Here is a 24,071-nt window from a genome sequence, read left to right as displayed (position 1 = left end):
GGTGCCGCAGATCGACACCCGTCTCATCCAGACCGCAGTCATCGGCGCCCGGGACTCTGATCAGCCCGTCATCCTTCCCGAGGAGCCGCACAACCTGGATGAGTTCCGCCGCCAGTTCGGCACTGACCGCTTCTGGTGCGGCAAGCTCCTCGGGGGTTGCGGAGAAAAGCTGATGACCAAGCGGTACGAGACCAAGGTCTGTCACTTCTCCCACTACCCGGATCGCCACGGAAGCCGTGCGACATGCGGCCGTACCGCCAACGGAGTGGACAGCGCCGACCACTTGTTCATCAAGTTACATGTCACCCGATGGCTAGCGGACCAGGGTCACGCCGCACGGGCCGAACTACGTAGTCTCGGACACGGCCCAGGGGATGCAGTGGATTTCTGGCTACGTGCCACGGACCAGCACCTTCGGTTCGAACTGCACCCGGAGGACTATCGGAACTGGCGCAAGGCCGCAGACAGTCTCGGCGCCAAGGAAGGTCACATCGAGTGGGTCTTCCGCCCCGACGGCACAATCACGCGCGACATGATGGCCCGCCAGGGCTACGCACTGCGTGTGCGATGCGAGACCAAGGGAAACGACCGTCGCGTCCTCATCGGCACCATGACCGAGAACCGTGGCGTCATCTGGGCCCCTCTTGAGCAGTGCCGCATGAGCAGCAGTGGCCTGGAGACACCGATCCTTGAGGAACTGCGTGCCGAGGGGATCATCCGCGAGGGCGGAATGCGAAACGATCCGCTTCCAGGCAGCCTGCCCCTGAGCGGTGCCGAAATCGTTTTCGCGGTGGACGGTGAAACTATGCCGCTGGCCGATTCGCCGTTCGCCGCAGCTGGCCGACATCTGTTGTCCGGCTTCGTAAAGCCAACAGGAAGCCGCATCATACGGGCCCACCTCTCCCTACCTGAGACGATCCCGGTTCCCACAGAGCAATATGTCTATCAACTGTCGGGCGTAGTACGGCTGCTGATTACCGACCCTGTCGGAAGCCAAGGCTCACCGTGGGTGGTCCGCGCCGACAGCCTTGTGCGGCTCAACGGCCTTGACGCGGAACGCACTGGCTTGTGGCGCCCCAGTGTCGCCCTCGATGAGCGACTCGACTCAACCCGTACACAGCGCGCCCACACTCATGCTGCACCGGCTCAGCCCGAACGCAGCAGGGCGGCGACCGCGCTCCGCCAGGCGCTGGAACGCGCGGCACGAGAACATGCCACGACCACGTGGCACGAGCTCGCTCGCCAAATCGGCCTCGATCTCGCCCATCTATCGGATCCTAAGCGCCGGGACTTGCTGGTCGAGGTGGACAAACCGCTGAGCCCAGACAGACCGCTGCTGTGCGTCCTAGTGGTTGCCGGTTCCAAGCGCCCCCTTCCTTACCTGGGGACCGTTCTGCGGTTGCTCGGAGTCACCGCCCCGGCGTCGGAGGCCGCTCTGAGCCGGTGGAGCGAGACCGCGATCAAGGAGGCGCACAAAGCGTACGGACCGAGGCCCGAACTCACGGCAGCAGCTTCCACGACTTTCGGGGAAGAGTCCGTCACCACAGAGCAGGCGCCCTCGCGCGCTGATCTGCTCACGGCCTCGCGAAAGATCGTGAGCATACAGGCGAAGTTGCGAGAAGCCGCAGCCGTGCTCCCCCTGACAAGCGGTCGGCATACCGCCCGCCTGTCACAGACCATCGAACAAGGCGAGGCGCACGCCCAGCAGTACTACGCCGCCCGCCGTCAACACCACGCTCTCCGCGCCTGGCTGAAGGCCTGCGACCCCATCCTGGACGAAGTCGGCCGTCTGGTCGGCCCACCAATCACGTCCCCGGAACCTGCCAGTCGACCAGCCGACAGCGATAACTCGGCACACCAGCCTTCCGAAACCCGTGTCGAAAGATCGAAAAGCGCCATGGCAGTGGAGAGAGGAGTGCACGACCGGCAGATTGAAGCGGCCCGGAGAGTCGCCCAAATCTCAGAGCTTTTCGCTGCGGCAACGTTCTCCAGCAACCTGGCAGAGGCAACAAGACTGCGACAAGAGGCCGATAGCATTCGCGACCACGAGCTGGCCGAGGCAGTACGAGAGCGTCTCCACCGCCTGCGTCGGGACATACGGAAATGGATCGATGCCCGTGAATCTGAGCAGGCTCATGGCGCACGGTCTGGCAGCGAACCGACGGAAGCGGCACAGCTCCTTGCCTTCACCGAGGCGCGCGGCGAGATCGATTGGCTCGCTCAGGAGATTCGTACCGCCCAGAAAGCAGAGGATCTGGCCGCGGTAGAGACAGCCCGCCGCTTAGCGGGTCCGGTCTACGCACGGCGACTATCACACGCCGACCGGGAAGAGTACACGCCCTTCATGCGCGAAGTGAAGGCATGGTGCCGTGAGCGAGATCCGAAAATGCAAGTAGATCCATCGCTTTCGAGAATTCGCCAGCTACTCGTCGACCTGGGTCGCACCCGTGAGACCCGATCAGCAGACGAACTAACCAACACACTTAACGCGATTGGGAGGCTCCGACGCCGATTGGCGCAATCGCTGCCCGATGCGGAAGACAAGGAAGTGAAGCGGTGGCAACGCCGATTGAAGAACTGCAACCTGCCAAGCGCGAACCCTCCACGCCGACGGCAACAATCGCGCCGGAGAACGAGTCCCACCACCGGACGGACAGTGGGGTCGCCCCTCAGCATGCTGATCGCCTCCCGCTCGAGACCATCGACAAACTCGCCATCGGCGCCCGCGAGATCCTCGTGGACTCCGCCCGTAGCGGTGGGAGATTCCTGACGTGGGGAGACCTTCGTCTGCAGATGGGCGGCGGGCTGCCCTATCTGCACCCTGATGATCAAGGCGAGTTGCTCGTCGCCGTGGATCGGGAAACACCAGCCGAAGAACCCCTGCTGTCCACGCTGATCACCAGCACAGATACTTCACTGCACTGGCTCTACCGCCACGTTCGCTTCAGCCTTAGTCGCGAACACATCCCTGCGTCGGAGCTTGAGACCCACTGGGCGACAGAAGTACTACGGCTGCGGCAGATTTGGCGTCATCGATAGCGAGTTGCTCCACCCAGATCGCCTCAGAACCCCGACACTGGTCGATGCCAAGACGCCGGAGGGGACGGAGATGCAACCGAATGCCTAACGCACCTGGTGGACAGGCAGCGAGTGGGCCACAGGGGATTAAGGGTGGCTGCGCGTATCACGGATGAAGTCGACAATCGGAGTTCCCAGCCAGGGCCTACACACCCAAGTCAAGCGGCGGGCTGCAAGCGCTGCTGTACAGCAGCAAGTACTGCAACCAGGCCCTCCAGCAGTGACCGTCAACGGCCCTGGCACCGCCTCTGAGCTGCGCGTATGACCGCAGCAGCCACTCTGCCCCTGATTTGGGACGAAGAGGTCGTGGCTTCAAATACGCAACAGCAGGCCCCGGGACGCCCCTACGATCCTGGCCATGGACTGGCTGGAGCAAGTCGCGGCCCTGAGGCAGTGGACCAGCAACGGAGTCCGAGCCGCACAAGCCGCTGCTGCTCCTCTACGCGCTCGGCCGCTTCCAGCAGGACGCCGATGCCGAACTGGTCTACAGCGCCGTCGAAGAGGACCTCCAGCGCCTGCTCGCCGAGTACGGGCCGGGCAACCGCAGCACACCGGCCTACCCGTTCCACCACCTCGTGAGTGACGGTGTATGGGAGGTACGCACGAACCGCGGCGCGGGCAGTCCGGGGAGCGGGGTTCGGGAGCTCCGCGACTCCGGTGCCGCCGGGCGGCTCGCGCCGGACCTGCGCGTTGCGCTGCGGCATGACCCTTCCCTGCTCGGCTGGATGACGCGTAAGTCGCTCGACCTGCACTTCCCGCCCTCCCTCCACCAGGAGCTGTGCGAGGCCGCCGGCCTGGAGATCGAGTACGTCGAGACACAGCCTCTGCTCCCAGGTCGTCGGCAGTGAAGTACGGGGCTGCGCGAACTCGTGCTGACCGCGTACGAGTACTGGTGTGCGTTCTGCGGGTATGACAGGCGTATCGGCTCCATTCCTATCGGGCTGGAGGCCGCGCACGTGTAGTGGTGGGCGCTCGGCGGGGGCCGACGAGGTCGGCAATGCCCTTTGCCTATGCTCCCTGCACCACAAGCTCTTCGACAAGGGCGTCCTCGGGGTGAGCGAAGAGAACGGCGTCATAGTCGCGCAGCGCTTCGTCGGGCACAGCACAGCGGCCCACGACCAGGTCATCGCCCTCGGCGGCCGCCCGCTGCTCGGCCCGCGGCCCGGGACGTCCCCGATAGCCGCCGTCCACCGGTCCTGGCACGCGGCACAGGTGTTCCACGGACCGGCACGCCCCGCCCTCGCGGCGTAGACGGCACCTCATCCCTGTCCTGAGCTGAACAGTGTGAGCAGCGGCTGGACCGCCCGGCGACGCCGGCAGGGACGGCGCAATCCATGGTCAGGACCGTGTGCCACTACGACCCCGGCACTTGGCGGAGCGCGCCAAGTCGAATGAGATGTCGATGCGATTATGGGTCTTATGGTTGGTGTTCGCAGCGCCGTGCGGGGCCATTGGCCCAGGCAGGGGCAAGTATCTCCATAAATCGGGGGAAGACCGCTTTCGAGCCAACCCGACAGGTCGGGATGTCCCACTCAAGGCTGGCAAAGAGGGAAGGGCTCTGAGGTTCGGCTTGCCGGTCAGCACCGCAGGTGCGGATACTCGCGCGGCGGGCCTGACGTGTTCGTCGGTGAGTAACGCGACGCTCTCGGAAGGTAGCCGAATGAATCGCCGGTCGGAAGTCGTGTCACTCCGGAGAGTGGACCGATCTCCCTGCCCTACCCTTGAGCCGGAGCGCCGTTGACGCACGGCAGAAAATCGAATGATCTTGGACAAAGGTGGTCGTAACCGCAATGGCTGACGAGCAGCTCGGCTTGGACCTTCCCGGCGACGCCCAGGGCCAGGGCAAGTCGAAGCCCCCGCGGCAGCGGGGCAAGGCCAGCGACGCGCCCGCGGGGACGGCCGACGACGCGGGCGAGAGCCCGCGCCGACTGGCCGACGACGAGATGTTCGACTACATCACCGGCACCAAGGTGGTAAAGCGCTCCGAAGGCGAGCTGGTGCGCCAGCGGATCGCCCGGTCCCTGGTGCATCAGTACGGCATCGACCCGCGCGACATGGCAGCGGACTTCTCGATCCCGGTCCTGAACCAGGACACCGGCCGCAAGACCCGGCGCCGCGCGAGCATCGCGATCTTCGAGCACGATCAGCCGCATGAGTTGCAGTACGTGCGCCGCATCGTGGTGACGAAGCCGCGCCCCAAGGACAGCCGTACGGTCTCCAGGATCCGGACGTTCGCCCACGCGAAGGAGCAGGTCGACGAGCTCTCGGAGCTCATGCAGGCGTGCGGGCCCGAGTGCGTCTACGGCATGTGGACGGACGACAAGGACCTCTACTTCATCCGGCGGCACGACCCCTCACCGTTCGAGTCCGAGTTCTTGGCGCTGCCGAACTGGCCGCGCAGCGACGACACCGACTTCGACGCCCGGGGCAATGCCCGTTCGCTCGCGCTGATGCGCAGTGCCGACGAGACGATGCTGCGCTTCGCGTTCCGCCGGTGCCACAACTACATCCACGGCAACGACGGGCTACCCAAGGACGCCGCGTTCTGGCAGTTCCTCTACGTGCTGTTCGCGAAGCTGTACGACGAGCGCCTGGGCGGGCAAGGACGAGAGCGCCGCTTCCGGGTGGACGCCGACGACCTGGTCGCGTTGTCGCGGCGCGGGGAGAGCAGCGCCGACGTCGCCGCCCGGGTCAGGGAGCTCTTCGCGGAAGTCAAGGAGTACTACGCCGACCAAGAGCTGTTCGACGAGTACGACAGGTTGACGCTGGGGGACGCCGCACTGACCTTCATCACCAGTGAGTTGGCGACCTACAGCCTCCATGAGACGTCCCTCGACGCCCTCGGTACCGCGTACCAGGAGCTGGTCGGGGACAACCTCCGGGGCGACCGTGGGCAGTACTTCACGCCGCTGCGGGCCGTCCGGCTGATGGTCGAGATGCTCGATCCGCAGGAAGACGAAACCGTCCTGGACCCGTGCTGCGGGACCGGCGGATTCCTCCGCGAGACCTTGCTGCATGTGCTCCACAAGTGGATGCCCGAAAACGAGCAGTCGTTGTCGTTGCAGGAGCGCGCCCGGCTGGAGACCGCCAAGCGGGAGCGGCTCGGTCGGTATGCCGAATCCCGGGTATTCGGAGCCGACTTCGACCCGTTCCTGACGCGCGCTGCGGCGTTCGGCGTCATGATGCTCACCGACATCGCGGGCCATACCTTCCAGATGGACTCGCTCGGGTTCCCGGCCATGGGGAACCTTCCCGGCGTGCGGCTCTCGAAGCCGTTTCGTGAAAAGATCGAGCCTGGCAAGGTCCACGTCCTGCTCACCAATCCGCCGTTCGGTACGGACATCCCGGTGACCGGGCCGGTACTGGACCTCTTCCGCAGGGACGGGGCGGGAGCGGAAAAGCCGAGCGTTGCGTACAGCTGGAGCCGCGACAAGGACGGCACCCTCAAGCGGGGCAAGCCTGCGACATCGGTGTCGCCGGAACGGCTGTTCGTGCAGAAGGCGATCGAGTGGGTCCAGCCGGCCGGCCGCATCGGCATCGTGCTGCCCAACGGCATCCTGTCCAATCCCGGGCCGGATGACGAGGCAGTACGCCAGTACATCCTCGACGAGTGCTGGGTGATGGCGAGTGTCGAACTCCCAGTCGAGATCTTCGTTGAGGGGGCCGGCGTCAACATCCTCACCACGCTCCTCTTCCTGAGGAAGAAGACCGAGGAGGAGAAGTTCTCCGAGCGGGTGCACGGTACGACCGACTACCCGGTGTTCATGGCGGTCGCGGAAAAGGTCGGCGTCGACCGGCGCGGCAACCCGCTCTATGTCCGAGATGTCCAGGGGGATTTCGTCTTCCATGAGTACGAGGTCTCCGACGAGGTCGTGGTCAACAACGTGGCGATCGAGCGCAAGCTCAAGAGGCGGGACCTGATCCCGGACGACGACCTGATGTCGCTGCGAGAGCGGCCGGAGCGACATGACAGACCGAACGTCATCGACGAATACCATGCGTTCCTGGGGCGTCACGAGCACGAACTGCCTTGGGAAAAGGGGAAGAACGCGTGAGGATCGCGGCGCCTGAGAACCCGGCCCGTCGTGGATGGCTGGACAAGCAGGGACTGCGCCTGGATGCGAAGCCCTACCTTTCTGGGGCCTTCGCCATCCAGCGGTTGCTGGAGCGCCTTCCGGTACCGAAGGTTCCGCTGAAGGAAGTCACAGCCGGGCACGCAGGCGGGCTCTACAACGGGCCGATGTTCAAGCGGGTATACCTCACGGACCCGGACCACAGCGTGCCGTTCGTGGGCAGCAAGGACATGCTGGTAGCCGACTTCGGCACGTTGCCTCGGCTGCGGAAGTCGGACGCCGAGTCGAAGGCGCTCGGCTACCTACGCTTGGCGCCGGGCATGACGTTGATCTCGTGCTCGGGATTCAATGCCGGGCGCAGGTCTTATGTCCGCCCCGACATGGACGGGTTCTGGTCGTCACAGGACGTGCTCAAGGTCGTTCCCGATCCTGAGCACATCGGCGCCGGATACCTGTACGCGTTCCTGGCCAGCCGGTTCGGCGAAGTGCTCGTCAAGGGCAAGGTCTACGGCTCCGCCGTGAAGCACATCGAGCCGCACCACATTGCAGATCTCCCGGTGCCACGGTTCGGCGCGGACGTGGAAAACGAGATCCACGAACTCATCGAGGAAGCCGCACAGTTGCGGGCCGATTTTCAGGCGGGGCTGGACGAGGCAACACGGGACCTGTTCACGACGGCGGGGCTTGGGGAACTGTTGGACCTGCGGTGGCATGAGCAGGGGCGGGAACTTGGTTTCACGGAGCGCGGGCTCAACGCCACCACATTGCGTGCACTTAACTTCCAGCCTCGGGCGCGAAGAGTTCAACAGCGACTCGCCTCGGTAGAGCACGTGACGCTCGGAAAGTTGTGCGCGGGCGGCCAATTGAGCCGAGGCGTTCGGTTTGAGCGTGTGGACGGGGGACCTGGCAAGACGTACAGCTATCGACTCATCGGGCAGCGGCAGGCGTTTTGGCTGCGTCCAGAAGGGCGCTGGATCAGCAAAACGCGTACGGCGAAAGAGGTGCTGGCCGAGGACGAGACGGTTCTGGTTGCTGCGCAAGGGACACTCGGCGAGAACGAGGTCTATTGCCGCTCGACCTTGGTCACCGGAGACTGGCAAGAGCACGCCTATTCAGAACATTTCCTGCGTATTCGCCCCAATATGGCTGGCTTCAGCGGGGCCTATCTCTTCGCATTCATGCGTTCTGAGCCAGCGTTTCGACTGTTGCGCTCTATGTCGGCGGGTGGCAAGCAGCAGGACATTCACGAGGAACTCCGTGACCATGTGCCTGTGCCAGCTCTCACGGAAGCAGACCGTGACCGCATCTCTGAGACCGTGCGCGACGCATATCGGAAGCGCGATGTTGCCGACCGGCGAGAAGACTCAGCCATTGTGAAACTGGAACATGCTGTGGAGTCGCACATGGTTGCCCGGAGTCGGTGAGCAGCAGCTCAACGCTCCACGTGCTTCAGCCCGTTTGCTCTTGCGTTCGATCTCGTCCTCGAATGCCTCCGGCCGCCTACCCGCAGCCGCGCCCTCGCGTAGGCCTCGGTCGGGAGGAGTCCGGGGACCAGGTGGCCAGCGTATTCGTGGATGTCGGTGACGACCTGTTCCGCGAGGGCGGGGAAGTGCTCGCGTTCGACGATTCTCCACAGGCCTTCGAACAGCACACCCGTCCCGAAGGCCGCGCCGAGCCGGGCAGACATGGGGGGAACGGCAGCCCTTCGGCGGTTTCCACGCCGTGCAACTGGGTCTTGCTGTAGTTGACGATGTCGGAGAGCCGGTTGAGGGACATGCCAGCCAGTTGGCGCTGGCGGCGCAGTTCCGCCCCGTACAGTTCGGGGGCGGAACGCGATGGGGCGAGCTGCTGGGTGCGTGAGGACATGGGGTGTGCCTCCTGCCCGTGGTGAAGGACGTTGTTCCGCATCGCCGGGCGGGATGCAGCCTCCCTGTCCACGGCAATCGCTAACAGTGATGCTATTGGTACGAAATGTGAAAACGGGCGTTTCTGTACAGGCCAGGTGCGGGCCCTGATCGTGGGAGGCGTTCTTGTCCCGACAGATCCCCACAGACGACGCAGCGGCGACGGTCACCGTCCGCCTGCCGCTTGGTGAACTTGCCTACGACATACGACGCGAGCGTATCGGCGTGGTGATGGACCACCTGACCGGGCAGGTCTGGCTTCGGTCGCCCAGGGGTGGGCTGGAGTGGACGGCCCGCCCACGCGAGGTCGTACCGATCGCCGCCACCGACCGTGACCCTGGCTCCGGCCCCGCGGGTTCGGGGGGCACCGACAATGCGATGCTGCGCGCCCGGCTCGCCTCGGCCAACGCCCGGAGCCGCAGCGAGGTCGGCTGATCAGGGGAACCGGAGGAAACCCGCCATGCGTTGTCGGAGGGGTGCCGTAGGGTGTCCAACCACGCGTATCACGGGGCGGCCGCCAGCATGCGGTCGTTCCTGAGACGGCCGGCCGGTGGGTTCCGAGCCGGGGACGGGGGAGCGGGGCGATGGCACGGATCATCCCGATCGGCGAACCGGCGAACGAGGCCGAGCGCATGGTGCTGCGCCACCTGCGCGAGAACGCCCCAGGCGACTGGATCGTCGTGGCCAACTTCGAGCTGCCGTACGGTCCCGGGCGGCCGGTATTCGAGGTGGACCTGGCGATCATCGCCGACCACGCGGTGTACCTGGCGGACACCAAGGGCGTGCACGGGCGTATCGAGGTGCGTGGGGGCCGCTGGTATCCGCGCGGCGCGTCGTTCGCCAGCCCGGCGCGCAAGATCCGCAACCACGCCCGGGTCGCCGCTGACCTGCTGGCGCGTTCGCGGCATGGCGACGGCCGGCTCGGGTCGGTTTGGTGTGAGGGCCTGGTCGTCCTGCCCTACCAAGGCGCTTCGCTGCACGATCCGGATGGCCGGGATGAGCCGAGCACGTGCCATCTGGACGACTTGATCCCCTTCATCACTCGCCACCGTCCGCCCGGGAACTTCCCGGCCGGTGACGTAGCGGCGCTGCGCGCCGATCTGGCACGGGTCTTCCAGGCGGAGACGCGCCCGCCGTCGGGGCCCAAGCGGTTCGGGCACTACGAGGTCGTGGAGACCCTGCATGAGGCCGATCCCGGCGAGGCGTCCGATCGGGACGGCGACCCCGCCGAGCAGGTGTCGACCTACCGGGTGCGGCTGGCCGACCAGCCCGGTTCGGGGACGTACATCCTCCAGGCGCACGCCGTGGACCCGCTGCTGCCGCAGGCGGAGCGGTCCACCGCCATCGCACGGATTGGCAACCCGATCCAGGCGCTCAACAAACTGCCCGGGTCCGGGAACATCGTGCCCTGCGTCAACTCGTTCCCGTTGGATGAGGGCGAGGGGTACGCGGTGGTGCTCAAGGATGTCCAGGGCGTCGCGCTCCGGGTCAAGATCGATGCCAAGGGGCGGAGCGCGCTCGGCGCCGATGCCAAGCGGCGCATCGTGGACGGTGTGTTGGCCGGCCTCGCTCTCGCACATGCCTACCGAGTGGTGCACCGATACCTCAGCCCGGAGACCGTGCTCGTCGGACGCAACGGGGTCGCTATGCTCACCGGATTCGACTATGCGCACCCCGGGCCTGCCCGTGCCAAGGAGCTTACCCGCGGCATGGACGCTTACCAGCACCAGCGGCCCGCCTATCTTGCTCCCGAGTGCCACGACCAGCCGGGCAGCTTTTCGCCGGCCACCGACATGTATGCCGCAGGGGTGCTGTTCCACGAGCTGTACACAGGTGAGCTGCCGTCGCTGGAGTCCGGCGGCATAGTGCTGGACAGCCTTGACGATGTTGACCATGCGGATGCGGAACTCAAAGCCGTGATCCGGGCGTTGCTGTCCGCCGACCCGGCCGGGCGGCCATCGGCGCCGGACGCGATCGGCAGGCTGGGGCGGTACGGGGCCGGACCTTCTCGCGGGCGGTTGGCGGCGGCGCGGCCGGTGCCGTCCGACGGTGATTTCGACTGGGAGAACCCGCACAGCTACCAGGACCTGCCGGAAGGGTTCCGGCTCACCGAGAAGTTCCGGGTGCGGTCGCGGCTGGGGCGCGGGAACTTCGGGGTCGTGTACCGGGTGTACAACACGCTTGACGACATCGACGAGGTCCTGAAGATCATCACCAAGGACCATGAGTCGGTCGAGGAGCGCCTCAAGGTCGAGTACCGCATCCTCCGCAAGCTCCCGCCGCACCGGAACCTGATGCGGCTCATCGACGCGGAGTGGCTCCCCAAGGGGGGTTTCCCCTTCCTGCGGATGGAGTTCGCCGAGGGGCGGGACCTGCAGCGGGTACTGGACCAGGACCGCCCGCTGGGGCCAGCCGATGTGCGCAAGCTTCTGGACGACTGTCTCGCCGGGCTCGCCCACTTGCACGCCAACGGGGTCTTCCACTGCGACATCAAGCCCAGCAACCTGCTGTGGACCGCGGACGGCGCCCGCATCCTCGACTTCAACGCGGCGGTCTCCACCGACTCCACGCTCACCCCGACGTTGGGGTCGGTCCGCTACCTGGCCCCCGAGGCAGCCGGACTCAAGCGGCCCACCCGCGAGGAACTGACCGACCTCGATCTGTTCGCGCTCGGGATCTCGGCCTACGAGGCGCTCACCGGAAGCTACCCGTGGTTGGGAAAGCGGAACCCGCCGCGCGGTGCCGAACCAGCCGATCCGCGGCAGCTGCCTGGCCTCGGTGACCTCGACCCGGACTTCACCAACGTCCTGCTTCGGGCGATCGCACCGCGCCGCCATCAGCGTTACGGCGATGCGGAGGAGTTCCGCAACGCGCTGGCCGACGTCCGTGAGGTGCGCCTCGTGCCGCGGGCCGCGGTGCCGCGCCCCCGGCCGTCGGTGGCCGGAGCAAAGGGCAGCAATCCCTTCGTGAGCCACCTCCAGACGCTCTACAGCCAGAGTGCGCGCACGAACGCGGGTACCAGGGGGCTGGATCCCGTGGTGTTCCCGCTCTATGTCGAGACCGCGCTCGACGCGAAGCTGCGTCCGGCGGTGCTAGCCGGGCGGCACCGACTCGTGGTCATCACTGGGAATGCGGGTGACGGCAAGACCGCGTTCCTGGAGCAGCTCGCCGACGAGGCGCGGGAGCGTGGCGCCCGATTCGGGAATCGCCGGGCCAACGGTGACGACTTCCACTTGGGCGGCCGTGTGTTCCACACCAACCATGACGGCAGCCAGGACGAGGGCGGCACCGACAACGACACAGTGCTCGACACCTTCCTCGCCCCATATCAGGGCGCCGACGCGGCCGCCTGGCCGGACGGTGAGACCCGGCTCATCGCGGTGAACGAAGGCCGGCTGGTCGATTTCGTCACCCGGCACGAGGACCGGTACCCGCTGCTCGCGGGAATCACCCGGCAGGGGCTGGCCACCGGCCAGGAGGCGCACGGCGTAGCGGTGGTCAACCTGAACGTCCGCGACGTCCTCGCCGATCCCGACGGCACCGGGTCGATCATGCACCGGATACTCGGTGTGCTGACTGACGACCGGCGCTGGGAGGCGTGCGGGACCTGCCCGATCGCGGCCCGCTGCTACGCACTGCACAACGCGCGGACGTTCTCCCACCCCGCGGCGGGGCCGCAGGTCGCCGACCGGCTCGCCACGTTGTACCGCATGGTGCACCTGCGCGGTCGGCTGCACATCACCTTGCGGGACCTGCGCTCCGCACTCGCGTACACCCTCACATCGGGCCGCGACTGCGCACAGATCCAGGCTCTATACGAGGACGACGGGCCCGGAGCCGGCCAGGACATCCTCGACAGCCTCTACTTCACGAGCTGGACGGGAACCCACACCGGCGAGGGAGCGGACGGTGGGCCGCGACCCGGCGAGCGCGACCGCCTGCTCGCCCAATTGCGCGAGCTCGACGTTGCGACGGTCCCCGACCCGCCGTTGGACCGGCGCCTGGACTACACCGGGCCCGCGGCGGGGCACACCCTGGTCTCGTTCGACCAGCGCGGCGACATCGACGAGCGCCTGCTGACCGCAGCGTTCCAGGCTTTGCCGCGCACCCATCACGCGGACCGCAAGCAGATCGCGGCACACCGGGCGTATCTCGCCGCGGCTCGTCGCAGGTTCTACTTCGAGAGCCTGGACGACACCCGTTGGACCGGGCTGATTCCCTACCAGGCCGCCGACCGGTTCCTGCGCCTGCTGGCCGCGGGTGAGCCGGGCGCCGAGGAACTCGCCCGGATCCTCGAGGCGGTCAACCACGGTGAGGGAATGCCGCGCGCGCTAGGCCGCGAGGGCGGTGATCTCGCGCTTCAGGTGCGTGCGGTGCCCGGTGGCACCGTGCGCAGCCACCGGCTCTTTCCGTCCGGGGGATTCACCATCAGCGTGGGACGGCCCGCGAGTTCGCCATATGTAGAGACCAGTCCGCGCGAGCTCGTGGTGCGGCACCAGGCCGAGGAAGGGCGTGCGCACACTGCCCAACTGATCGTCCGCCTCGACCTGTACGAGCTCCTGGACCGGCTGCACCGCGGCCATCAGCCTGGGGTCGAGGACCGCCAGGGACAGAACCTGGCCTTGACGGTCTTCAAGAACGCGCTGGCCGCGACCGCGTATCAGGAGGTGCTGCTCAACGCGCCCGGGGCACCGCCGTACCGGCTCAGCCGACTGCCCGACGGTGCGCTGCGTCTCGCACCCGCTGTGCCGGACGAAGCGGCCCGTCGCTCGGACGGCGAGATCACGCACCAAGGAGGCTCCTGATGGCACTGCGGCGGCGGGATACCGAGTTCAAGCATCTCGGGGTCTCCTACCTGGACTTCAAGCGTGTCCAGATGGACCGGGTGCTCACCGGATTCCTCATGCGGCTCAACCACAACGGTCTGGCAAGCCGCATGGCACGCCGCACCGACCTCTCAGCGGCGGAATTCGCCGGGGAGTTCACGAACGACCGTTACGCGGACCGCTTTCAGGGGTTCGCCGAGCACCCGGACATGGCCCAGCGATGGGTGGAGACCCAACTGCTGGACATGGTCAACCGGGGCAAGCCCACTCAGGCGGTGGCGGGCCTGCGGCCGTTGCACGGACTCACCTATAAGTTCCGCAATCACTACCACTCGCGTCCCTATGGGGCCGATGCCCAGCTGTACGAGATGCTCCGGCATGCCCGCGGTCCCTACGGCAAGCTGGCTCTGGAGCTGATCCGGAAGTTCTTCTTCACCGGCCTAGACGGGGCCGGTGGCGCTGCCACGTCGGCCGCCATAGACGTGGAAACCCAGGCGGTGTTGCACCTCAACAGCCAGGTCAGGACGGACAGTCCGCACACTGTCAAGGGCTGGTACTCCACCGCGCCGCTATGTGTGGGGCAGGCCGACCTGCTCGCCGACGATGTCGTCCGGCTTCTGTCCTTGAGAGACTTGCTGCCGCGCATCACCATGGTCGAATACCTGAAGATCCTCTTCGCCTTCCATCTCGCGCTCGGGCAACTGAAAGCGATGAAGCTGTTGCCCCAGGCGGTGGCCCGGTCCGGAACCGATCCGAGCTGCGGCCACGACCGCTGTCCGGTGACCGTGGGCGCCGTTGATCCGCTGGCCGGATGTCCTTTCCGGGTAGGCTTGTTCGTCGACGTCGCGGGGGTTCCCGGAACGCCGGCCGCGCGACTGGCCGAGCACAGTGCCGAGTGCTGGATGCGCCGTATCCCGGACTTCATCCGGGCCGCCTATGCCGTGCGCAAACTCGACGAATTCGCCGATCACCTGGTCGGCCAGGGCAAGGAGGCTAGGCCGCCCCGCGGCCACTTCACGGTTGCCGAGCTGCTGCGCTTCGGCAAGGGCGGCTACGGTCGCCTGCGTGAGGAGTTCTTCAGCTCCCGACTCACCGCGATCCTCGATGACACGCCGGTGAGCGAGCAGCCGGAGGAAGTCCGGCCGCTACTCGACGAGGCCATGGGGCTCGATCCCTTCGAGAAGTACCTCGAACTGCTCATGGCCTACCGAGGCCACTACCACCACAAGTACATCGTCGACACCATCGACGCCTTGCTGCTCAAGAACCGTCCCGGTGCAGTCATCGCGCAGCCGTACCGCGGCCGACGCCGCTTCGTGCTTGACAGTGCGCTGCTGGAAGTGCTCGTGCAGGTGGCCGTGCTGCGGGTGAACCCCCCGGCCGCTTCGTCCCCGTACACGCACCACACCGTGCCGCTCCGTCTCGATGAGTTCCTCGCGCTGCTTCGCAGCCGGTACGGACTGCATGTCGACCGGCTTCCGGTCGGGGACGGGTTTGGGCCCGCCGGGCTCGACGACGAGGCAGCGCTGCGGGCAAACACCGAGGCGTTCACCACGCGTATGCGGGAAATCGGCTTCTACGACGATCTGTCGGACGCGTACTTCACCCAGGTGCTCACGCCGAGATTCATCATCTCCGAGGACGGCCTGGTCAAGGCTGGCGGAAGGTAGGTTGCGGTGCATCGCGGACTGGTCGAGATCACCGAGGCCGACTGGCGCCAGGCCTTGGAGCACGTCATGCTGCCGAGGCTGGCCGAACTGCTGCGCACGCGCGAACCAGGCCACTGCATGCGCGTCGGGGGCGTCGACACCGCCCTTGCCGAGCGGTTGACGCGGAACCTACGGGCTGCGGTGCCCGACGCCCAGGTGCACGTCCTCGCTACCGAACCTGGCGACAACGACGCGTTCGTCACCAGCACCAAGCTTGTGGAACTGCGCAATCCGGCCGACGATGGGCGCATGCGGCCGCCTTTGCTGGTCTTCGTGCCGCCTGGCACCAAGTCCAGTGCCGAGGATTCCTTCTCGGTGTCGACGTTCGAAGAGGTCTCCCTCCGGGAGGTGCACGACCGGCTCAAGCGGACGCTCCTAAAGGACGTGCCGGGGCCGCTGCGTGCGGGCGTCGAACAGTTGCTCGCCTCATTGTCCGACACTGGGGACAGGACCGCGGCCCGCTACCTGCTGACGTTGCGGGAGAACCAGTTTCATCCGGAGGCGGCAGGCGCGGCCGTTCATCTGCTGGGCCTGATACCGGACTTTCGGCTCTTTGCGGAACCCGCGCAGGTCTTGACGAAGATCCAGCGGAACCGGCGTACCGTCGAAAAGCTCAGTGAAGGCGCCGCGACGGACCGGCAGCGGGTACTGGCCCTCGGTCTCCCCCGTAACTCCGCGGAGCATCAGCGCTTTCTGCGCCGACTGGTCGACTTCGCCGCCGTGACCGGACTTTCCGACCCGTTCTCCTGGTGCCGGGCCATCGCGGCCGATCAGGAGAACTGGCCGCTCGCGTTCCACCGCTGGCCGCAGGAGAACGACCCGGCCGACCAAACCGTGCGTATCGAAGTCGACGACCTCGCCGTGCTACCCAGAGCCGGGGAGAACGCCGAGGACCTGCGCAACCACCGTGCGCTTGGGCGTTTGTTCGGCCAGCCGTACCTGCTGCCGGGAGGGCTCACCTCCCTGCCGGTCACCTTCCGCGTCGACCCGGATCCGCGCAGCATTCCCGGCATCAAACGGTTCAAGGTGGAAATCTGCGCGGAGACCGGCGAGCAGGACGACGCACCACCCGTGGCGGTGCCGACCGGCTTGACTGCGACCGTATCCGTGACGTCGAAGGCCAAGACCGTACTCAAGGCCGCGGTCAAGTTGAAGCGCGGTCGACGGAACCCGGATTGGGAGGAGGGTTGGCACTTCGTCAGGGTCACTCCCCTCGACGGCAACGACGACCCTATGCCAGTCGCGTCCGGCGGAGGCGCTCAGGGACGCAAGCCGTATGAGAGCGACCGCTTCTATGTGATCCCGGACGGCGAATTCGATGAGCCGCCCACCCAGCGCGGCCACCACGCTCCCGGGCTGGCCCAGGCGCTCAACCGACTGCGGTTCACCGCGCTGGCGGAAGGCCGGGCTCCCGAGCGTGTGCTGTGCCGCGAGATCGGGTGGGGGGTGCGGAGTACCAACCTCAAGACCGTGTCGTTGCGTGCCTCTTTCGGGTCGGCCGGTCTGGTGACGGTCGAGCTGCCGCGCATGCTCGCCGAGGCACAGCAGCGCCTGCTTCGAGAACCGCACGCCGTGCTGGGACCCGGCCTGGTGGTGGACGCGGCCGGAATGGCTCGGTTCGCCGATTCGGTCGACTCGACCGACTCCGCCGAGCAGGGTCGCCGTAAGGCACTGCATGCGGGTGCCCTAGGTGATTACTTGGCCGCCCGGGAGTCCTTGTTCCGCCGATTCGCGCCCATTTCTGGGCAAAGCGCCGATGTACTGGTGGCCGAGGGGATGGATCCACGCGAACTGCGGGCGGAAACCGAAGCCTACGCCGAGGCCTACCTCGCCGCCGTCACCGCGTGTGTCAGGGCCTTGGACCGGCCCAACGCTTCGGACACGGAAGGCCGCCGGGCCGCCTTGCACCTGCTGCTGCGTACGGACACGGTAGCCGTGGCGCTGCACGACATCGACGGAGGGCGGCGCACCGCGGTGCTCGTCGCACCGACCCATCCGCTGCGCATGTTGTGGTGGAGCGGCCAGGCCGCGTTGGCCGACCATTGGCTCGACCGGCTCGGCGATGCCTCCGGGGCCGAGGTGAAGGCACGGCTGGAGAGTCTGGAACGGCAGGTAGCGCCGCTGGGCTTCCCGCTCGCGGTACCACTGGAGTCCGGCGAACTGGCCTTCGCTAGTGCGCCGTTAACCGACTATTGGCAGGTCTGCCTACCCAGCGAAGCGGACGACCCCCGCGAGGCGTTGGCGCGGATGGCGGAAGCGCTCGGTATCGACGGAACGGTCGCCGCCGGTGGCGTGAGTGGCCACGACCTGGCGGACCGCGTGGAGAAGTACATTCGGCTCCACCCCTACGTCGACAGCCTAGTGGTCAACGCGCTCGGCGCCGGACACGGCGAGCTGCTCGCCGAGATGCTGGTCGCCCTTCAGGAGCGTCGCCACCTGGCCCATTTGCACTACACACTGCGGCTGTTCGCGCCGGCCCCGGATGGCACGCGGACGGGGGCGGCACTGACCGACCTAATGGCTCCGGCGAGCGGGCCGAGGTCGGTCGCCGCCGAGGCGTTCGCCACCCCTGGGGACCCGCTGCGGCCCAAACTGAGCGTGGTGATCCGTGATGCGGCCGAACTGCTCAAGAACGCGGATGACTTCACCGCGCATCTGACGTTCCTGTTCAACCCGTTCGGTGGCGAGAGCCATGATATCGCGGCCGGCCGCGACGGGATGGGCCGGGTTGCGGTGCACGGCCTCGTCCAAGAGATGAGCGGCGAGTACCGTGAGGACGAGGACGGCGCGGAATGGTCCCGTCAGCCCCGGCACGGTGTCACAGACCCGGTGCCCGGAGCGGAGTCGACCGGTGACCTCCTGGCGGCCCTGCCGAAAGCGCTGTCGGCGGCGCTGGTGGCGGCCACCGTAGGGGAGCACCGCCTCGGCATGCTGCCGCAGATATCGGTTCGACTGACCCCGGACGGGCGTGCTCTGCTGCACGACGTCCACCGCGTCAGCGACTGGGTCGTCACAGTGGACCGCACCCTCGGTGTCGAGTACTTCGATCACGGCCGACGCGGCCGCACGGAGTACGTCATCGACCACTCCACCGCGTCGCATGGCGGCCTGGGACATCAGATCGTCGTCTCGTCCCGGTCATTGGACGAGATGCGGGCCTTGGTCGGGCCCGTGCTGGCGAACCGGTCGCTCGGCATTCCGGAACGCCATGTCCAGACTTTCTTCGACCAGTTGCGCGAGCTGTCGGGGAACCTGGTCTTCAAGTTGGCGGCACTGGGCGAAAGCCAGCGGACCGAAGTCCTCGGCCTAGCGCTCGCCCGTTTGTACCTCGGGGCACGGGAAGCGCTCCGCAACCAGGTGCTCGTGCCGCTCGACAGCCATCCCGAGCTCTACCGCGAGGAACGCGACCGAGCGGCCGGAGGTGACGGCGAAGTGCGGCTCCATCGCACCGACCTCGCGCTGTTCGACCTCGACGCCGAGCGGCGGATCGTCACCTGCCGCCTCCTCGAAGTCAAGTGCCACACCAACGGGGGCATCGGCGCCTACCAGGCGAAGCGTCAGCAGATCATCAGGCAGATCGCCAATACCGAGCGCGTCCTTGCGCGACAGTTCGATCCGCAGGAAGGGCGCACCGATCGTCCGCTACAGAACCTGGCGTTGCGGATGCTGCTCGACCACTATCTTTCGCGCGGGGGCAGATACGGACTGTTCGATCCGCCGGCGATGGAGGAGGCCCGTTGGCTGCTCGATCGGCTCGACCACGGCTATCGTCTCGAATTCACCTGCAGTGGCCTCGTGTTCGATCTGTCGAAGGACGGACTGGACACGGATGAGGAGGAAGGCGTTGCCTTTCACCGCATCGGCCGGAGCCATGTCGTCGGCCTGCTCGACGCCATCGCGACGGAGTACCTGCCCGAGCGGGTGAGGGAGGCGTCCGACCAGGATCCGGCTGTTCCGGGCGCGAGCCTGGGCAACGTGGTCGACAGCTCGGCGGGGGCCGCAGTCACCGTACGGCTGAGGCCACGGGCCCGCAGCCGGGACATTCCTGAGGAACCGGCACCGCTCGCGACCGACCCGGAGGAGGAGTCGGAACTCCCGGACCCTGCCAGTGCGGATACGTACCCGGACACCGAGGATACGGCGGGGAGCACAGGCGCTGGCACCAGCGCCGAGGAGAGCGTCTTCGCGTCAGAGAGCCATGCCGTACCCGACCTGGAACAGGTCGGTCGAGGCGACGCGGCCGCTCCGGATGACAGCGGCTGGGAACCGGGGGGCGCTGGGGCTGCGGCGCCGGACGTCTTCCTGGGGGTGACACGTCCTTCCCCTCAGTATGGGGTACTGGGCACGAGCGCAGGCCGCACGGTGGCACTGGATCTCAACGAGACTCACGCCATCAGCTTGTTCGGGGTGCAGGGAAGCGGCAAGAGCTACACCCTTGGGTCCATTCTGGAAATGGCCGGTCTGCCGGTGCCCGGGGTCAACTCTCTGGCCCGACCGCTGGCGAGCATCGTGTTCCACTACAGCGAGACTTCCGACTACGAGCCCGAGTTCCTGACCATGGTCGACCCGAACGACGACCCCGGGCAATGCGCGGAGCTGGCGGACCGGTACGAGGCACGGCCAGCGGGGCTGGAGGATGTCGTCCTCCTGGTCCCCGAGGAGTATGTGGCGGAACGCCAAGCACGGTATCCGGGCGTGGCCGTCCGCCCCCTGGTGTTCGCAGCCGCCGAGCTCAAGATCGCGCACTGGAAGATGCTTATGGGCGCGGTCGGCAATCAGTCGGGCTACATCCGGCAGATCGGCAGGATCATCAAGGCCAAGCGTGCCGACCTCAGCTTGGCAGCGGTGCGGCGCGGAGTGGAGGAGTCGACGCTCGACGAGCACTTGAAACGGCGGGCCAGAGAACGCCTCGACATTGCCGCCGACTTCATCAACGACGCCGCGCGGATCCAGGACCTGGTGCGTCCGGGACGCCTGATCGTCGTCGACCTGCGCTCCGACGACATCGAGAAGAGCGACGCACTGGCCCTGTTCGTGGTCTTGATGCACTTGTTTTCCGAAGCGACGGACGGAGAGCGCCTGTTCAACAAGCTGGTGGTGTTCGACGAGGCACACAAGTACGCCGACAGCGGTGACCTGGTATCCGGACTGGTCTCCAGTGTGCGCGAGATGCGGCACAAGGGCATGTCCGTACTGGTGGCCAGTCAAGACCCGCCGTCGGTGCCGTCCGAGCTCATCGAACTGTCGACCCAGATGGTGCTGCACCGATTCACCTCCCCCGCATGGCTGAAGCACCTCCAGAAAGTGAACGCCGCACTGTCAGGGCTCAACGCCGACAAGCTGGCCCAGCTTCGGCCCGGTGAAGCTTACGTCTGGTCGAGCAAAGCGACCGACGAGGCGTTCAACAGGGGAGTGGTCAAGATCGACTGCCGGCCGAGGGTGACGCGCCACGGCGGTGGGACGCGAACCGCACTGGGGTGAGCGGACTCCCGAGCTGGACCGGGGTTGCCAGCCCGCGAACCGAGGCCATAGCGGCGACCGCAGCAGCACTGCTTCAGGGCAATCAGGTGAAGGAGTGCTGAGGCGGCTCTTCACTGCCTGCAGACGCGACGACGGCATAACCTGGCCGAGGCTCCGGAGGGTCCCTGCTGTGCCCGTGGTGTGCCCGGACGGGGTGGAACGGGGGCGGACGGGCGGGATTTGAGGATTGGGAATGGGGTTAGAAGTGGACAAAGTTGGACGGTAGATAGGGGCGGACAAAGGCGGAATGATCTTGGTCGACTGAAAATCGAAAGCCCGCCCGTTCACCTTCAGCGCCCCTGGCGTAGTCGCATGCGCCAGCCGAAGGCGGCTCAACTGCAACCACTCCGGCCTGGTCCTGGTTGCAGTTCTGGTTGCATTCACCGGCGTACACGAGCGTTCACCAGATGGATCATCGAACACTCGGGTGCAGGTCAGGACGTCGGCGGAGCTCGCCGAACGGGCTTGTGACCCCTTGGAAAGCGTGTTGGGTTCACACCCTCACGAGTTCGAATCTCGTATCCTCCGCACCCGCCCACCAGGGCAAACGTCGGCCCGGAACACTTCGATGGTCCGGGCCGACGTCGTTTCTGGTTGCAGTTCTGGTTGCATTTATTTCGGACATATACTGCTAAATTTATCTCCGTGGATCTGGGCTTCGGCCACACGCCTCGAACCCCCGCCTCAACGCTCACGCGATGGTCAGCGGTGGGTAATCCACCACACGACCCACGTACCCGCGGCGGTCCCGAACCCGGTGGCCAAACCGCGCACCGCGCTCACGGCGAGGGAACGCCCGATGCGGACGAAGCGACGTCGAGTGGCAGACGCGGGGTCGGCGGTCGTGGCGGTGGCGAGGTGGTCGTCGTTCATTGTGGGCTCCCGAGGGGGGTGTGAACCGCCGTGTGGGGTTCGCGTGGTCCCATCGGGCGCCGGCCGGGGATTTTCCGGCAACCGCCACCGGGCCGCCTCCGGCTGTCTAGGCTGCCCAGACCGGGAACGCGGGATTTCCGGCGGACGTCCGGACCGGATCCGGACCGGACGACGTGGGGACCGGTCGTGGCGGGGCACACCGAGAGCGGCGACGGCGACAAGGCGCGGGAACTGGCGCGGACACTGAGGGAGTTACGCGAGCAGGCCGGATCTCCCACCTACACAAAACTCGTCCACCAAGGCGCCGCGCAACAACCCCCGATCGTGCTGAACACGACCCTGCTCGGCGACTGGTTCAACGGGCACGGGGTACCCGCCGACCCACGCCGTTTCGCGTTCCTGGTGACGTGGCTGGAACGCGAGGCCACCCGCCTCAACCCCGACCGTGTCCCGACACCGGCCGCAGCCTGGGAACGTCGGCGTGTCGAGGCCGAACGCAAACGCCGACCCGCCGGACGACCTCGCCTGTCCCACCCCGACGTACCCGGCGTCGACGGTGACGAGGTCGTCGGGCGACCCGTGCGCGAGTTCACGGACCCGTTCGCTTTGGAGGTGCACCGTGCGATGGACGCACCCGGACACACCGGGGGCACATTGCCGGTGCTGCCCGTGTACGTACCCCGCGACCACGACCAGGTCCTGCGCGCGGCGGTCCAACGCGCCGCCGGCGGAGAGAGCACGATGGTCACGCTGGTGGCGGGGTCCTCCACCGGCAAAACCCGCGCCTGCTGGGAAGCACTGTCGGGCGTACCGGACGAATGGCGGCTCTGGCACCCCATCGCCCCCGGGCGCCCCGAAGCCGCCCTGACAGACCTGGGCGCGGTGGGACCGTGCACGGTCGTGTGGCTCAACGAAGCCCAGTTCTACCTCGAACCCGCCGACACCGGAGAACGCATCGCCGCCGAACTACGCGAACTCCTACGCGACCCGTCCCGAGGACCGGTGCTCGTGCTGGCGACGCTCTGGCCCGACCCGCACTGGAACACACTCACCACCGCGACCGAGCCCGGCACCCCGGACCGGCACGCACAGGCACGGGTATTGCTCACCGGCACCGACCTGCGCATCCCCGAGGCATTCACCGGGGCAGACCTGGACACACTGCGCGAACGCGCGGACCAGGACCCCCGACTGGCGCAAGCCCTCGCGAGAGGAGACACCGGGCGCGTCACGCAGTACCTCGCGGGCGCACTAGCCCTGCTCAAGCGCTACCAGCTCGCGCCGGCGGGAGCGCGGGCGGTGATCGAGGCCGCCATGGACGCACGGCGCCTCGGCCATGGGCCCGTCCTACATCAAGCTTTTCTTGAGAACGCCGCAGACGCCTACCTCACCGACGACGAATCCGATGCTTTCGGTGACGACTGGTTCGAACAGGCCCTTGCATACGCCACTTCCCCTGTCCAAGGGGCCACCGCACCTGTGACCAGGATCCGATCCCGACAGCGCAACGATGGCCTTACTGAAGGAGGCCCGACCTATCGGCTCGCCGACTACCTCGAACAACACGCCCGGCACACCCGCCGCGCGCACTGCCCAGGCGCCTCCTTCTGGAACGCCGCACACGAGCACGCCCGAACCCCCGACGACCTGCTCAACCTCGCCGAAGCCGCACGCCACAGACTTCGGCTACGCCATGCGGAACACCTCTACGCCAAAGCAGCGAACTCCCAGGACCCGCAGGCGCTTGGGAAGTTGGCCCGTTTGCGGGAACGAGCGAGCGACCACGATGGCGCCGAACGCCTGACTCACCAAGCTGCCGACGCCGGAAACAGCGAACCACCGAAGCAACCGGCCAGACCGGGGAAACGAGCAAGAACCCGTAGTGGCACCAAACGCCGCCGAACTACCAGCACTCGTCTACAGGAACTTCGAGTTACAAGGCGGGAGAAGAGGGGTGATAAGGAGGGGGCGGAACGTCTGGTTCGCGAAGCCTTCGAAACAGGAAACACCGACCCACTCGGCCTGCTGATCACCTTGCGGGAGCGACAAGGCGACCGCCATGGGGCGGAACGTCTGGTTCGCGAAGCC

At 66.8% G+C, this 24,071-nt stretch carries 8 protein-coding genes and 2 pseudogenes; all 10 read left to right on the top strand.

The window, feature by feature from the left end:
- Window position 1 precedes the first annotated feature (1 nt).
- A complete protein-coding gene (locus ACFXMF_RS14470) occupies window positions 2-2,770 on the top strand; it encodes a hypothetical protein (protein ID WP_379987782.1) in 2,769 nt (922 codons plus the stop codon).
- 666 nt (window positions 2,771-3,436) lie between these two features.
- Window positions 3,437-4,329 (top strand): annotated as a pseudogene (locus ACFXMF_RS14465) (phosphorothioated DNA-binding restriction endonuclease).
- 539 nt (window positions 4,330-4,868) lie between these two features.
- On the top strand, window positions 4,869-7,133 hold the full coding sequence (locus ACFXMF_RS14460) for a restriction endonuclease subunit M (protein ID WP_379987781.1): 2,265 nt from the start codon (window positions 4,869-4,871) through the stop codon (window positions 7,131-7,133).
- Window positions 7,130-8,575: a restriction endonuclease subunit S gene (locus ACFXMF_RS14455; protein WP_379987780.1), complete on the top strand. Its 1,446-nt coding sequence runs from the start codon at window positions 7,130-7,132 to the stop codon at window positions 8,573-8,575. Before ACFXMF_RS14460 ends, ACFXMF_RS14455 begins: the two co-directional genes overlap by 4 nt.
- Before the next feature lie 131 nt (window positions 8,576-8,706).
- Complete coding sequence (locus ACFXMF_RS14450; protein ID WP_379987779.1) at window positions 8,707-8,895, top strand: hypothetical protein; 189 nt, start codon at window positions 8,707-8,709, stop codon at window positions 8,893-8,895.
- A gap of 286 nt (window positions 8,896-9,181) precedes the next feature.
- The gene (locus tag ACFXMF_RS14445; RefSeq protein WP_379987778.1) at window positions 9,182-9,490 is read left to right on the top strand and encodes a hypothetical protein; all 309 of its coding nucleotides are present in this window, start codon (window positions 9,182-9,184) and stop codon (window positions 9,488-9,490) included.
- A 149-nt stretch (window positions 9,491-9,639) separates the two neighbouring features.
- Window positions 9,640-13,860, top strand: coding sequence for a protein kinase (locus ACFXMF_RS14440; RefSeq protein ID WP_379987777.1), 4,221 nt, complete (start codon window positions 9,640-9,642; stop codon window positions 13,858-13,860).
- Window positions 13,860-15,551, top strand: coding sequence for a hypothetical protein (locus ACFXMF_RS14435; protein WP_379987776.1), 1,692 nt, complete (start codon window positions 13,860-13,862; stop codon window positions 15,549-15,551). The genes ACFXMF_RS14440 and ACFXMF_RS14435 overlap by 1 nt, the downstream gene beginning before the upstream one ends.
- Window positions 15,552-15,557: 6 nt before the next feature.
- Entirely contained in the window at window positions 15,558-21,071 is a 5,514-nt protein-coding gene (locus ACFXMF_RS14430; protein WP_379987775.1) for a hypothetical protein, read from the top strand.
- 1,098 nt (window positions 21,072-22,169) lie between these two features.
- Window positions 22,170-24,071: pseudogene (locus ACFXMF_RS14425) on the top strand (hypothetical protein); the annotation flags it as partial.

Source organism: Embleya sp. NPDC059213 (genome assembly GCF_042754445.1).
Classification (GTDB): domain Bacteria; phylum Actinomycetota; class Actinomycetes; order Streptomycetales; family Streptomycetaceae; genus Embleya.
Note: the sequence above shows the minus strand (reverse complement) of the source record. Positions and strands in the feature narration are given on the sequence as shown.

Excerpts from the sequence above, each read along its gene's own strand:
- ACFXMF_RS14460 (WP_379987781.1), top strand. The coding sequence starts at position 4,869 with ATGGCTGACGAGCAGCTCGGCTTGGACCTTCCCGGCGACGCCCAGGGC.
- ACFXMF_RS14440 (WP_379987777.1), top strand. The coding sequence starts at position 9,640 with ATGGCACGGATCATCCCGATCGGCGAACCGGCGAACGAGGCCGAGCGC.
- ACFXMF_RS14435 (WP_379987776.1), top strand. The coding sequence starts at position 13,860 with ATGGCACTGCGGCGGCGGGATACCGAGTTCAAGCATCTCGGGGTCTCC.